Origin of the sequence: Paenibacillus piscarius, assembly GCF_022234545.1 — a bacterium.
Taxonomy (GTDB): domain Bacteria; phylum Bacillota; class Bacilli; order Paenibacillales; family Paenibacillaceae; genus Paenibacillus_AQ; species Paenibacillus_AQ piscarius.
On sequence record NZ_JAIEUI010000001.1, the window covers coordinates 515,619 to 528,220 of the forward strand.

Consider the following 12,602-nt stretch of genomic DNA (forward strand, 5'->3'; position numbering starts at 1 on the left):
TGTTAGACCTGTACAATGCATTTAATTCATAAGCAAATATAACAAACATAACTTCCAAAATTGAATGGATATTCTATAATAAAACCTGCTCAGACAGGAGGTGATTAATATGATTACTGGAAGCAAAAGCGACATGATGCAGATAATCTTGGATCTGGAAAAATCAGTTACAGAATGGCTAATGATGGAGCGTTCCACAACTGACAGAATCGATGGTTATCAAGAAAGAATGGCTAAGTTCGGCGCTAAGGAATACTATGAAAAGCAGATTGATGAAGAAAAACAACTTCTTTCTCAATTAATAACTTCGCGCATGAACAGAGAATCTTTCTTGGCGGAATTAAAAAAATCGTATAAGGAACAGTATGGAGAGACAGTGCAATAATGATACTAACTTGAGACTGTTCTGATACAAAAACAGATTTACAGTAGGGACATAGGACGGCAACATCGTCCGGGTGTCCCTGCTGCCCCTTATCGCCGCAGGACTCGGTTGGGCTGAGCGGTGAGTCCGCATTTATTGGGAGGATCTGATAGCACCAGTTGCGGCGGTCTGATACGGGGGATGTGGGTTTAATAAGCACCCTCACCGCGCTCCGCCCGGGCGCCATAGAAATACGGGCTATCATATCATTATGAATTGAGTAAGGCGCTGCAAAGAGAGCATCAACCGACCAAAGCCGTGTGAGAGTCACGGTTAGCAGCCCTTTACTGAGCACGTAATGCTCAGGGATAATTCCAAACGCTTTGGAATATTCAGAAAGTAGTAATCCTTTTTGATTGACTTCTCATACACAAAAGGTATTATTTACCTTAGTGGTTATCTTGATTTAATGAGGGGTATGTGAGGATGAAAGTATTTATTAGTTGGTCTGGAGATAAGAGCAGAAAGGTTGGGGAACTATTAGATGACTGGCTTCAATGCGTTTTACAAGCTATCGATCCCTGGATGTCTAGTAAAGATATTGACAGAGGATCATTGTGGTTTTCCGAAATTACTGACCAACTAAAAGATACTTCAATAGGAATTATCTGTTTAACCAAGGCTAACAAGGAAAAACCTTGGATATTATTTGAGGCTGGGGCTTTAGCAAAAGGTTTATCATCCAACCGAGTACTCACCTTCCTAATTGATCTTGTACCTACTGATATCGGAGATCCTCTTGCCCAATTCAATCATACTTATCCTGATAAAGCTGGATTGTGGCAGTTGGTTAGAACGTTAAATTCATCTCTTCAAGATAAGGCATTAAAAGAAAAAGTGTTGGAGAAAGTATTTGAGACTTATTTTCCGCAATTTGAAGCTGGACTCGAATTGATTATGTCTGAAACTCCGGATACTCCAGAATCAGAAATAAAGCGCCCTAATGATGAAATAATGTTAGATGTACTGTCTGCTACTCGTAATATTGATAAAAGACTTAGATCCATTGAATATAATAGACAACACAGCTCACCTCCAGTTAGTGGCATTCATATCCATAGAAAAATTGCTGATGAATTAACTGGAAAACTTGTGAGAGAGAATATACCTCCTCAAGTAATTGTTAACTTACTGAGAGATTTTGTTCCAATAAGCTATTTAGATACGTTATTATCTAAGCACGAAGATAAGGAACGCTATACTCTTGAATTGAATGAGTCGTGACGGTGTTGTGTGGATGAAATTCAATAACAAACCCAAAGCAATAAGTCGGAGTCGCTGAGAAGCGGCTCTTTTTTGTTGATTTTTTCCCTGATTTTGGTTTCTGGGTCCTTCCCGGGTCCGGGGCGGGGTGCGGGTGCGCGTGAGCCCGATTTCTGGCTAGATAGAATTTCAAAATGATCGCTTCGTTTCGTTATACATGGCCATGCATAAAAAACCGCATATCTTGAATATCGTAAAAACCCTTATAGAGCAAGGGTTTTTGTTATGTTCAGAGGCGCTATGAGGAGGGGGTGAAGGGGAGGGAATGGCGAAATTAGGTGATGGTCAAAGCGAAATGGTTGTTACCGCCATACAGATGGCGGACTTGCTTGGGCTGACTCCAAGACGAATCCAGCAGCTGGCAGAAGAAGGTATCATCGTCAGAAGTGGTCGGGGTAAGTATATGGCGTCCGGCAGTGTTCAGAATTACATCAGATTTCAGGCGGAAACGGGTGACGGCGGCTCTGGAGTGGACTATTTCGACGAAAGAGCGATGCATGAACGGGCAAAACGGAAAAAAGCGGAGCTTGAACTGGCTGTAATGGAGGGAGATTTGCACCGTTCTGGGGACGTTGAGCTCGTTATGAATGATATGGTGGCGGCATTTCGCTCCCGAATCCTTGCCATTCCCTCTAAATTAGCGCCTCAATTGTTGGGGAAAGACGAACTGCCGGTCATATTGAGTATGCTAACCCGCGAGGTTCACGATGCATTAATGGAGCTATCCGACTACGATCCCCAGAAATTTTATGCAGCAAGCTCGGAATTCGTGGAGTTGAGCAACGATGATACCAGCTAAATTATCAAAATTAGTACGTGGGGTTGCCAAGCTTGCCGCGCCGCCGCCGGATCTTACTGTTTCCGAGTGGGCGGATGCTTATCGCCGCCTGTCTCCAGAAGCATCAGCGGAGCCGGGGCAGTGGAGAACAAGCAGAGCGCCGTTTCAGAAAGACGTCATGGATGCCATTAATGATCCGCAGGTGCAGAACATCGTCATGATGTTTTCCGCCCAAGTCGGGAAGACAGAAATACTGCTTAACGCTATCGGATACTTTGTAGACCACGACCCAGCACCTATCATGTTGGTTCAACCAACGGAGCAAATGGCCGAAGCGTTTTCCAAGGACCGACTTGCCCCGATGATTCGGGACACTCCCACGCTTGGCAAAAAGATCCGTGATGTAAAGAGTAAGAGCAGCGGCAACACTCTGATGCATAAAAAATTTCCCGGCGGTCACATCACTTTAGCCGGTTCAAATGCGCCAGCTTCACTGGCCAGCCGCCCGATTCGGGTTGTGCTGCTGGATGAAGTGGATCGTTACCCGGCATCTGCAGGGACTGAGGGCGACCCGGTTAACCTGGTTTCTAAGAGAACCACTACCTTTTGGAATCGCAAGCGGATTATGGTCAGTACGCCGACCACTAAATATGCATCCCGTATTGAATTTGCCTATGAGGAAAGCAGTATGGAACAGTGGTGCTTGCCGTGTCCGAGCTGCGGGGAGTATCAGCCCTTCAGTTGGAAGCAGATTCATTTCGAGTATGACGAAGAAGCGCGGATTACTATCAAGGTGGATCACGCCTGCCGTACATGCGGAGCACTTCACGGTGAACATGAATGGAAGGCGGGTATCGGAAAGTGGATTGCTAGGAAGGAGAATGCGAAGACACGCGGGTTTCACTTGAACGAGATGGCCAGCACATTCGTGAGCTGGAAGGAAATAGTTCATAACTTCAAGGAAGCGGTCAAGGGCGGCAAAGAAATGCTTAAGACCTGGACCAATACCGCGTTAGGCGAAACGTGGGAAGAGACCGGCGAAAAGCTGGACGATGAAGAACTGTACAAGCGGCGGGAAGATTACGGGCATGAAGTTGATGTTCCTGACAGTGCGGTTCTGCTCACGGCTGGGATCGATACACAGGATGATCGCCTGGAAATTGAAGTTGTAGGCTGGGGAGCTGGGAAAGAAAGCTGGGGAATCCAGTATCATACGATTCACGGCAAGCCGGATCATCCGGACACCTGGCTGCAGCTGGATGCATTCCTGGAACGCAAATGGCTGCGGGAAGACGGTTCTGGTGTAATCATTGCAGCGGCGTGTATCGATTCAGGGGGCCATCATACTACTGAGGTCTATAAGTATTGTGTGAAACGGGAACATCGCCGTATCTATGCTATCAAAGGGGAAGGAGGTCCCGGTAAGCCGATCATTATCGGTTCAAGCCGGAAGAACCGGGAGAAATGCTTGCTGATCCGTGTCGGGGTTGATGCCGGCAAGGAGCGGATTACTTCAAACCTGCAGCTGGAAGAAGAGGCACCGGGCTATTGTCATTTCCCGATTGCTGCAGACAAGGGGTATTCGCAAAAGTACTTCAAAGGGTTGACGTCAGAGCGCAAGGCACTCCGTTTCACGCGAGGGAAACCCCGGTATGAATGGATTAAGACGACTGCACGAAATGAACCGTTCGATTTACGGAACTATGCGGTGGCTGCGCTGGAAATCATTCAACCTATTTTTGAACAAGCTTTGCGAACGGGGGCAGCCCCGGCACCGAGCAGCGCAAAGAAGCCGGTTAGCAAGAAGAAGTATGTTAAAAAGCAGAACATATGGTAGGTGATTTGGGATGGACCTGCGTCAGCGTGTCCGGGTAGAGCAGCGGCTCGAGTCTGTAATTCGGCGGTTGGATGGTTATTACGCTGCAGAGGAAGCTATTCTCGGCGGTGCTCAAGAGTACAGCCTTGGAAGCCGGAGCCTGAAGCGTGGCGACCTGAATGCGATCCGTGAGCAGATCACGGAATTGGAAGACAGGAAAGACGAGTTGGAGAATGCTTTGGCTCAAGGATCAGATAAACGGAAATCTTACCGGGTCGTATACCGGGATCTATAAGGAGGAATGAAGGTGCAATATCCATCAGTAGGAAGAATGGTTCATTACCAAAGCTATGGGACACCGGGACGAGAGTTCCCAAGCGAACCGAGAGCAGCCATTATCACGCAGGTGCACAATGCGACCTGTGTTGACTTGTGTGTCCTCAACCCGACAGGGATGTTCTTCAATCAAAATGTAGTACAAGGGCAAGGCGGAGGAAAGTGGGACTGGCCGCCGCGTGTATAACGCCCGGAGAGTAGGTGTAGCGTGTGAACTTTATTGATAAGGCGGTTAATTGGTTTTCTCCGGTCCGTGGGTTAAAACGTCAGGCTGCCCGTGCGCATATGGCCGTCCTGCATCAAATTACGAACAGCGGATACAGTCATAGCGGAGCCAGCCGGCGGAAAAAGTCAATGCAGGGGTGGGAGAGTGACAGCCGTAGCCCGCAAGAGGATCTGGGCAGTAATCTTCCATTGCTTCGGGAACGTTCGCGCGATTTATACATGAGTGGCGGCCTGGCTACTGGTGCAATCAATAAAAACAAGTCAAATGTTCTCGGTTCTGGATTGTCTCTGAAATGTCAACTCAATTACCGTATGCTCGGCATGACACCGGAGCAGGCGAAGGAATGGGAAGACAAAACCAAATTTGAATTTGGTTTGTGGGCCAGTTCCAAGATTGACCATACCGGATTAAATGACTTTTATGATGCCCAGCGTATCGCACTTACCGGGTGGCTACTTAACGGTGATTCGTTGGGTGTCATTAAATACGCGGATCAGAAGGAAATGCTGAATCCGTACCGCCTGCGGATTCAACTGGTAGAAGCGGATCGTCTGAATAACCCGCAGCAACATTTTGGACAAGCCTTTTATGGGGCGGCAAGTGTGGCCCCAGGAACCTATGCAGAGCTGCCGTCCGGCGGTGCCATTCAAAACGGGGTGGAGACAGATGCGAGCGGCAAAGTGATTGCTTACTGGATCAGTAATAAGCATCCGAATTCATTGCTGCCCACCAGAAAGCCAATCAGCTGGGCTCGGGTCGAATCAATTAACCGGGTTACGGGGCTGCCCAATTGCCTGTTTATCGTTGATCCGGAGCGACCTGATCAGTATCGCGGCGTGCCTTACCTGGCTCCTGTAATTGAGCAGGTAAAGCAGATGAACCGTTATGCGGATGCTGAGATTGCTGCGGCTATTGTTAATAGCTTCTTCGCAGCCTTTATAAAGGTGGATGGTGGAACTAAGAATGATATTCCGTTTTCCGGTTCGATTGCACCCGAAGACCAGATTGAAATGTCCCTGGAGGACCGGTTAGCAAGTTATGAAATGGGTCCAGGGACGATCAACGTTTTAGGAGCGGGCGAAGATGTGACCTTCGGAGATCCGCAGCACCCGACAGCAGGCTTTGATTCCTTCACCATGACGATGGCCAAGCTGGCTGGTTCGGCGTTAGACATGCCGTTTGAAGTGCTGCTGGGCGTATTTAATAGCAGTTATTCGGCGTCTCGTGCGGCGCTGCTGCAGGCATGGAGAACATTCCGGGACCGGCGTGATTGGTTCGCAACGGATTTTTGTCAGCCTCTATATGAAACCTGGCTCTTTGAAGCCATCGCAACCGGGCGCATTCAAGCACCCGGTTTTTTTGCGGACCCGGCACGCCGGAAACTTTGGAGTGCCGCCCTTTGGATCGGGCCTAGCCCGGGGCAAATTGACCCGATTAAAGAGGTCACGGCTTCCGCGATGCGGATAAATTACGGGTTCTCCACCTTTGAGAAGGAAACCAGCGAATTAACCGGTATGGACTGGGATTCAAACATCGATGTGCTGCGCCGAGAATGGGACAGCCGCGCCGGCCTGCCGAACATCATTAATCCGAGCAAGGGACCGGATGAAGGAGGTGAGAAAGAAGATGACGATTCCAAAGCTTAAATTTTGGAACATGGTGAGCACCAGTGAGGACGAGGCAGAACTGTATGTGTATGGCCCCATTGTAAACGGTGACGGCTGGGTCTATGAATACTTCGGGGAAGAGGTATCAGATAAGGTAGCGTTTGTCCGTGATTTGAATGCACTCGGAGCCAAGAAGAATATCACAGTGTATATCAACAGTGACGGCGGGGATGTGTACGCCGCCCACACGATTCACAATGTGCTTAAACGGAATAAAGCTGCCATTACCGTGTATATCGACGGTATTGCGGCTTCGGCGGCCAGCGTCATTGCAATGGCTGCTGACAAACTGATTATGCCTGTGAATGCTACGCTGATGATACATGATCCATTGATTGGCATTAGCGGCTATTTCAATGCCGAGGATCTGGCGGGGATGAAAGATTTGCTAGATCAAGTGAAGAATAGTATTGTCGCCGCCTATATGATCAAATCAAACCTGACGGACAAAGAGATTTCCAAACTCATGAGCAACGAGACTTACATGACTGGCAAACAGGCGTTGGAGATGGGCTTTGCGGATGAAGTGCTTTATGACAAAACCGTTGAAGTTGTTAACGCCGGTAAATATGCTATCGTCAATTCGCTTGCCGTGGACACAAGTAAGATGAAGAACAATCCATTTTTGAAACACGAAGGAGAGGAACCAAGTATGCCAGGAACACCAGGAACACCAGGAAACCCAGTTAATTCTCCGGTGCCTGCCGCACCACCGGTAGTACCACCCGTTGCAGCGCCTCAAGCAGCGGCTATACCGTTGCCTATCGTTGATGCAGCAGCAGCTGAACGTGAGAGACTGAAAGGAATTGACGCAATTGCGGCAAACATTGATTCTGAGTTGGTGAATGATGCCAAATATAATAACCCGATTTCCGCCGAGCAGCTGGCATTCAAGGCCATGAAGGAAGGGAAAATGCTGAATGCTGGTTTATTTAATCAAGCAGTAGCAGCCAATGCAGCAGCGGGAACGGGTAGCGTACAAGGTCAAACATTGGAGCAGGGTGGCGAAAAGGAATATGACCTGAACAATCTTAAAGATGTGAACGCAGTATTCAGTACATTCGCCGCGGCATCCCAATCCGGACGGCCACAGAATCTGAGAAGGGGGTAATCAGTTTGGAAAATAACTTTGCGAGATTCGAGAATGGCGGGTTCCGTACATTCTTTGCTGGAACTGAGGTTTCAGCATTAACAACTTCCGTTACCCTGGCTCCTAACCAGGGCGAGCTGAAGAAAGGTTCGGTGCTCGGTATCGTCACTACCGATAATCAGGCGAAGCTAGTAGACGCTACGGCGACCGATGGTAGTGATGTAGCACGGTTTGTACTGGCTGAAGATGTGGATACCGGCACAGTTTCGGTGCAGGCTGTTGCTTTTAAAACAGGCATATTCAATGCTGATGTCTTAATTGTAGCCGCAGGAGATACCTTACTTTCTCATGCAGAGGAACTTCGCGAAGTCAATATTCACTATAGAACAGACTACTAAGGGGGAGTTGAAGAGATGAAACTAAGACAAAGCACTATTGTCAATCGTTTACAGCGTGGACTGACGCGCCCGCAGAACGCCGTTCCGGGATTTAATGGGAATGTGAGTATTAATGAAACGCAAACCATGGGTCAGGCCCATATTCACCGCATGCCGGTGACAACTTTCCTGAGGGATACATTCATGCCGAGCTTTCAGACGTTCCAGACCAAACATGTCATGATGGATTTTTATAAGAGCCGGCAGCGGGCAGCGCCGTTTGTGGCTGAAGGTTCGCGCCCGGTCAATATTCGCCGGGACGGGTTTCGTACAGATATTTACACGCCTCCATTCATTAACCTCTCTCGTCCATATGATGTGGATTTACTGCAACAACGTACAGTTGGTGAGAGCGTGTTTGGGGGATTGACTCCTGAAGAGCGGGCGCTGATTATGATGCAGAACGATTATAACGAGCTGGAAGATATGGCCGTTCGCCGCGAGGAAATCATGATCGGGCAGTTGATGCAAACCGGAGTTGTAACGGTTTCAGGTTACGTGGATGATACCGCAACTAAGGTGCGGGAAGATACAATTGATTTTGGTTTTGACAACACGATTAATCTAACGGGAACGAGTCGCTGGAATCAATCGACTTCCAAAAAATACTCAGACCTTTCGGATGGCGTCGAAATTGTCCGGCAAGCTGGATGGAATCCAGAGGTGGCTGTATTAGGCCGTGGTGCAGCACGTAACTTGCTGGATGATTCCGTCTTCATGGATAAGTACATGGATCTGAGATATGCTCAGTTCGGTTCATTTAATCCGCAGCTGAACCTTCAAAACGGTAACGGATATGCATACATCGGCCGTTTGACAGAGCTGGGTATTGACTTGTACACGTATTCCGCATGGTATTATGACGAAACGGCTGGTATCCTCAAGCCTTACATTGAGGCGGACAAGGTTGTCATTGGTGCTCGCGACCTGGGCGAAATGCTATATGGCGCAATTACAATCATTCCTGAGGAGTCGATTAACTTTGTCACAGTGGAAGCACCGCGCGTATCCAAAGTGACGGTCAACCGTGACACAGATACCAAATCACTTGTGCTGAAGTCCAGACCATTACCGAAAGCCTTCGATATTGATTCCTGGGCTGTAATTAATACCATCTAAGGAGGCGGACTTATTGAAGTATCAAGTGAATAAAGGGTTTATCAAACATGAAGGGGTCCTGCATCCAAGGGGCTCCTTTTTTGATGCCGATCCTTCAGAAGTAGCACATCTATCCAGTCAAGATATAGCCCTTGTGGATGGCTCCTTTGTAGCGGATCAGATGTTAAATAAGGATCTGCTCAGAAGCGGGTATGAGCTGCAGGAACTACCTACCGTTGAGGATTTCGGCAAGATGAAAGCGGCAAAGCAGAAAGAGTTCTTACTTGAATTGGGAATTGAGCCGGATTCTAACGAAGAGCAGCGTCTGCAACAGTATTCTGATTACTATGATCAGGCGGAAACCGATGAAGACGTTTAAGGAATATCTTGCGTCTGATCGAAACACCTTTCTTAATCCAGAGGAGTATGGCGATTTATTCAAGATCAACGGAACTGTTATGACGGCTGTTCTGGATCAGACGGCGGATACCGAACATCCTTGGGCGGCAGAGGAAGGGGTATCCATGATATCGCACACGCTCTATGTGAGTCTTGCGGAATTCGGTGAAGAACCGAAGCAGGATGAAATGATCTTCATTAATGATCGCCGGTATCGCATAGCTCGGGTGGACGCTAACATGGGCATGCTGTCACTCGGCCTGGAGGCGTACGTCACATGACGGACCTCCGCGCCGAAGCAAGGGGCATCAAAGAGGCCATCCGGCGGCTTGGGAGACTGGAACCGGATGTTCGGAAGTCCTTTTACTCCGCGCTAAACCGGACTTCACAGCGGTTAAAGACTGAATCCGGCCGTAAAGCGCGGGAAACGTACATTGTTAAGTCCAAGGCTGTTACCGATCAGGTTGTTTTAAAGCGCGGCAGTCTCTCCAATCTGAACAGCGAATTGCGCTGGAAGGGCGGAAATATTCCGATTGTTAAGTTTCGGACCAACCCGAAAGCCCTGGGCGGGAAGAAGCCGAGGGTACTTAAGGCTGCTGTAAAGCGGGCGGGAGGCAACAAAGCCATTGATAAGGCGTTTATCGCCCGGATGAGCAGCGGGCACATTGGGATCTTCCGCCGGACCGCCCGCCCGCGCTTGCCTGTAGAGGAAATTTACGGACCGGCTGTGCCGGTCATGCTCAACAATCCCGGAGTCACTGAACACCTGGAGAATGTGGCCGTTGAAGAAATGGATAAGCGGATGGAACACGAATTGAATCGCCGCCTGGGAGGTGGAAGCACATGACGCCTGTCATGCTGATGCTGGCTTTACAAGATTTCTTTCGCGCGGAGCTGGCCGATGACGCGGCAACACGGCCAGCGGTATACTTGGGCGCGGTGCCGAGTAAAACGGCGGAGACACGCAATGACCCGGTGTTTCCGCTGATTATTATCCGCCCCATGGAGGGCGACAGTGACAATGATGAGAGCCGAGCGAAGGTGAAGCTGATCTTTGGCACTCAATCCGAGGACGATTCTGGATTTATTGATGTGCTTAACCTCATGGAGAGGGTGCGTATCCTGCTTATGCGGCAGCGGATCATTGATAAAAAATTCCGAATCGATCCCAATTGGAAGTGGAAGTTTCTTGAGGATCAGCCAGAACCGCAATGGATATGTCAGGCGGAAACGACATGGACTCTTCCGCAAATTAGACAGGAGGCAAAACATTTATGACGCGAAAAAGAGAAGAACGGGATATACAAAATATGATTTTGGCTGATACGGGCGAGGTAAAGGCACCATTGCCGTCCATCGATTCAGAACCCGCAGCCGAAACCCCAAAAGGCCCAAGCATCTACCTGGGACCGAACCTGCCGGGCGGTCGTCTGTTACAGTCAACGGTATTCCGTGGAGGTATCCCTGCGTACTTGCAGCCGATACTCGTTGAGCAGCTGGACGTAACCGCGCTGATTGTACCTGTAGACGAAATGGTGGAAGCTCAGGCGCGTATTACCAAAACCGGAACGCCGGAATATTTGGCGTACCAGTCTTTATTGAAAGGAGTGACGAACGATGTCCATTAAGCACGGCGTTACAATCATCGAACAACCCACCTCTGTATTGGCTCCTACCCAAGCGGACAGCGGCATACCGTTTGTTGTAGGGACAGCGCCTGTACACCTGGCATCCGCGCCGGTACCGGTTAATACTCCAGTGCTGGTGTTTAATTATGCGGAGGCGGTGGCCGCAATGGGTTATAGCGATAATTGGGATGATTACACCTTATCAGAAATGATTTACTCCCACTTTGCCCTGTACGCCAAAGCTCCTATGATCCTGGTCAATGTGCTGGACCCAGCCAATCACAAGACAACGGTCGCCCCTGCGGCGCTGCCGGTCAGTAACCGGGTGGCGACATTGGCAGTTGATGGCGTATTGTTGCCGTCCGTTGTGGTCAAGTCCGCCGATGGTGCGACCACATACAGCAAGGTTACGGACTATACTGCAGCATTTGATGATAACGGCCATGTGATGATCACTACAAAATCAACCGGGGTTATCGGTGCCAGCGTAGCGCAGTTACAGGTTGGATATGACAAACTCAACCCGACCGCTGTTGATGCTGACGACATTATCGGCGGGGTAACAATGGACGGTACTTACACGGGCTTCGAGCTGGTCAACCAGGCGTACCCGCGCTTCGGCATCCTACCTGACCTGCTGCTGGCCCCGGGCTGGTCTCATTATCCGGCGGTTGCCGCCGTGATGAAGGCGAAGGCTGGAAATATCAACGGTAATTTTAAGGCCATAGCGTTAACGGATATTGATCCGGCGCAGCCCTTCACCGATGCCGGGGCATGGAAGTCGGAGAAGAGCTACACCGGGACACTGCAAATAGCCACCTATCCGATGTTAACGCTGGGTGACAAGCGATTTCATTTTTCAACACAGCTCGCGGGCCTGATTGCAACCACGGATGCAGTAAACGGAGGCATTCCCTTTGTATCACCGTCTAATAAGGGCTTGCAGGCGGACGGTACAGCGCTGGCGGACGGTAAGGCTCAGTATTTGGGCATGGATCAGGCCACCTACCTGAACGGCCTGGGCATCATGACAGCTGTCAACCTGGGAACCAGCGGCTGGAGGAGCTGGGGAAACTATACCGGGGCCTTTCCTGGAGTGACGGACCCCAAGGATAGTTTTATCCCGATCCGCCGCATGTTCAACTGGGTGGGCAATAGTCTGATTCTTACTTACATGCAAAAGGTTGACGATCCGATGAATAAGCGGCTGATTGCTGCGGTGACGGATAGCGTGAATATCTGGCTGAATGGTTTGACGGCTTCTGGTGCCTTGCTCGGCGGCCGGGTCGAATTTTTGGAGTCGGAGAATACACAGTCGGACCTCATGTCTGGGAAAATTACTTTTCATGTGTACATTACACCGCCGGGGCCGGCGCAGGAAATCAATTTCCTGATTGAATACGATGCGTCGTATTTGTCGGCACTCTTCGCATAAAGGAG

The 12,602-nt window shown here is 49.5% G+C and carries 15 protein-coding genes; all 15 read left to right on the forward strand.

Features of this window, described 5'->3' with window-relative positions; translation table 11 throughout:
* Positions 1-109: 109 nt before the first annotated feature.
* The 15 genes from K1558_RS02310 to K1558_RS02380 all read left to right on the forward strand — a co-directional run bounded on the left by K1558_RS02310 (position 110) and on the right by K1558_RS02380 (position 12,597).
* Entirely contained in the window at positions 110-385 is a 276-nt protein-coding gene (locus K1558_RS02310; RefSeq protein ID WP_238649747.1) for a hypothetical protein, read from the forward strand.
* A gap of 465 nt (positions 386-850) precedes the next feature.
* A complete protein-coding gene (locus K1558_RS02315; protein ID WP_238649748.1) occupies positions 851-1,648 on the forward strand; it encodes a toll/interleukin-1 receptor domain-containing protein in 798 nt (265 codons plus the stop codon).
* A 304-nt stretch (positions 1,649-1,952) separates the two neighbouring features.
* Positions 1,953-2,486, forward strand: coding sequence for a hypothetical protein (locus K1558_RS02320; RefSeq protein WP_238649749.1), 534 nt, complete (start codon positions 1,953-1,955; stop codon positions 2,484-2,486).
* Positions 2,473-4,302, forward strand: a complete 1,830-nt coding sequence (locus tag K1558_RS02325) for a phage terminase large subunit family protein (RefSeq protein ID WP_238649750.1) — start codon at positions 2,473-2,475, stop codon at positions 4,300-4,302. The genes K1558_RS02320 and K1558_RS02325 overlap by 14 nt, the downstream gene beginning before the upstream one ends.
* A gap of 10 nt (positions 4,303-4,312) precedes the next feature.
* A complete protein-coding gene (locus K1558_RS02330; protein ID WP_238649751.1) occupies positions 4,313-4,576 on the forward strand; it encodes a hypothetical protein in 264 nt (87 codons plus the stop codon).
* A gap of 251 nt (positions 4,577-4,827) precedes the next feature.
* The gene (locus tag K1558_RS02335) at positions 4,828-6,489 is read left to right on the forward strand and encodes a phage portal protein (protein ID WP_238649752.1); all 1,662 of its coding nucleotides are present in this window, start codon (positions 4,828-4,830) and stop codon (positions 6,487-6,489) included.
* Entirely contained in the window at positions 6,470-7,621 is a 1,152-nt protein-coding gene (locus K1558_RS02340; protein WP_238649753.1) for a head maturation protease, ClpP-related, read from the forward strand. Before K1558_RS02335 ends, K1558_RS02340 begins: the two co-directional genes overlap by 20 nt.
* 5 nt (positions 7,622-7,626) lie before the next feature.
* The gene (locus K1558_RS02345) at positions 7,627-7,998 is read left to right on the forward strand and encodes a head decoration protein (RefSeq protein WP_238649754.1); all 372 of its coding nucleotides are present in this window, start codon (positions 7,627-7,629) and stop codon (positions 7,996-7,998) included.
* 15 nt (positions 7,999-8,013) lie between these two features.
* Positions 8,014-9,156 (forward strand): major capsid protein, encoded by a 1,143-nt coding sequence (locus K1558_RS02350; protein WP_238649755.1) that lies wholly within the window; start codon positions 8,014-8,016, stop codon positions 9,154-9,156.
* Between the two features lie 13 nt (positions 9,157-9,169).
* Complete coding sequence (locus tag K1558_RS02355) at positions 9,170-9,514, forward strand: hypothetical protein (RefSeq protein WP_238649756.1); 345 nt, start codon at positions 9,170-9,172, stop codon at positions 9,512-9,514.
* Positions 9,501-9,815 carry a hypothetical protein gene (locus K1558_RS02360; RefSeq protein WP_238649757.1) on the forward strand — a complete coding sequence of 105 codons (315 nt, stop codon included), beginning with the start codon at positions 9,501-9,503 and terminating at the stop codon, positions 9,813-9,815. The genes K1558_RS02355 and K1558_RS02360 overlap by 14 nt, the downstream gene beginning before the upstream one ends.
* The gene (locus K1558_RS02365; protein WP_238649758.1) at positions 9,812-10,381 is read left to right on the forward strand and encodes a phage tail protein; all 570 of its coding nucleotides are present in this window, start codon (positions 9,812-9,814) and stop codon (positions 10,379-10,381) included. The genes K1558_RS02360 and K1558_RS02365 overlap by 4 nt, the downstream gene beginning before the upstream one ends.
* Positions 10,378-10,812 (forward strand): hypothetical protein, encoded by a 435-nt coding sequence (locus K1558_RS02370; protein ID WP_238649759.1) that lies wholly within the window; start codon positions 10,378-10,380, stop codon positions 10,810-10,812. The genes K1558_RS02365 and K1558_RS02370 overlap by 4 nt, the downstream gene beginning before the upstream one ends.
* Positions 10,809-11,162 (forward strand): hypothetical protein, encoded by a 354-nt coding sequence (locus tag K1558_RS02375; RefSeq protein ID WP_238649760.1) that lies wholly within the window; start codon positions 10,809-10,811, stop codon positions 11,160-11,162. Before K1558_RS02370 ends, K1558_RS02375 begins: the two co-directional genes overlap by 4 nt.
* Positions 11,152-12,597, forward strand: coding sequence for a phage tail sheath family protein (locus K1558_RS02380; protein ID WP_238649761.1), 1,446 nt, complete (start codon positions 11,152-11,154; stop codon positions 12,595-12,597). Before K1558_RS02375 ends, K1558_RS02380 begins: the two co-directional genes overlap by 11 nt.
* The last annotated feature ends 5 nt before the right edge of the window (positions 12,598-12,602 follow it).

What these genes read in the sequence shown, in the direction of transcription:
- K1558_RS02325 (WP_238649750.1), top strand. Translation starts at nt 2,473, where the DNA reads ATGATACCAGCTAAATTATCAAAATTAGTACGTGGGGTTGCCAAGCTT.
- K1558_RS02340 (WP_238649753.1), top strand. Translation starts at nt 6,470, where the DNA reads ATGACGATTCCAAAGCTTAAATTTTGGAACATGGTGAGCACCAGTGAG.
- K1558_RS02315 (WP_238649748.1), top strand. Translation starts at nt 851, where the DNA reads ATGAAAGTATTTATTAGTTGGTCTGGAGATAAGAGCAGAAAGGTTGGG.
- K1558_RS02375 (WP_238649760.1), top strand. Translation starts at nt 10,809, where the DNA reads ATGACGCGAAAAAGAGAAGAACGGGATATACAAAATATGATTTTGGCT.
- K1558_RS02310 (WP_238649747.1), top strand. Translation starts at nt 110, where the DNA reads ATGATTACTGGAAGCAAAAGCGACATGATGCAGATAATCTTGGATCTG.
- K1558_RS02380 (WP_238649761.1), top strand. Translation starts at nt 11,152, where the DNA reads ATGTCCATTAAGCACGGCGTTACAATCATCGAACAACCCACCTCTGTA.
- K1558_RS02365 (WP_238649758.1), top strand. Translation starts at nt 9,812, where the DNA reads ATGACGGACCTCCGCGCCGAAGCAAGGGGCATCAAAGAGGCCATCCGG.
- K1558_RS02350 (WP_238649755.1), top strand. Translation starts at nt 8,014, where the DNA reads ATGAAACTAAGACAAAGCACTATTGTCAATCGTTTACAGCGTGGACTG.
- K1558_RS02320 (WP_238649749.1), top strand. Translation starts at nt 1,953, where the DNA reads ATGGCGAAATTAGGTGATGGTCAAAGCGAAATGGTTGTTACCGCCATA.
- K1558_RS02370 (WP_238649759.1), top strand. Translation starts at nt 10,378, where the DNA reads ATGACGCCTGTCATGCTGATGCTGGCTTTACAAGATTTCTTTCGCGCG.
- K1558_RS02360 (WP_238649757.1), top strand. Translation starts at nt 9,501, where the DNA reads ATGAAGACGTTTAAGGAATATCTTGCGTCTGATCGAAACACCTTTCTT.
- K1558_RS02330 (WP_238649751.1), top strand. Translation starts at nt 4,313, where the DNA reads ATGGACCTGCGTCAGCGTGTCCGGGTAGAGCAGCGGCTCGAGTCTGTA.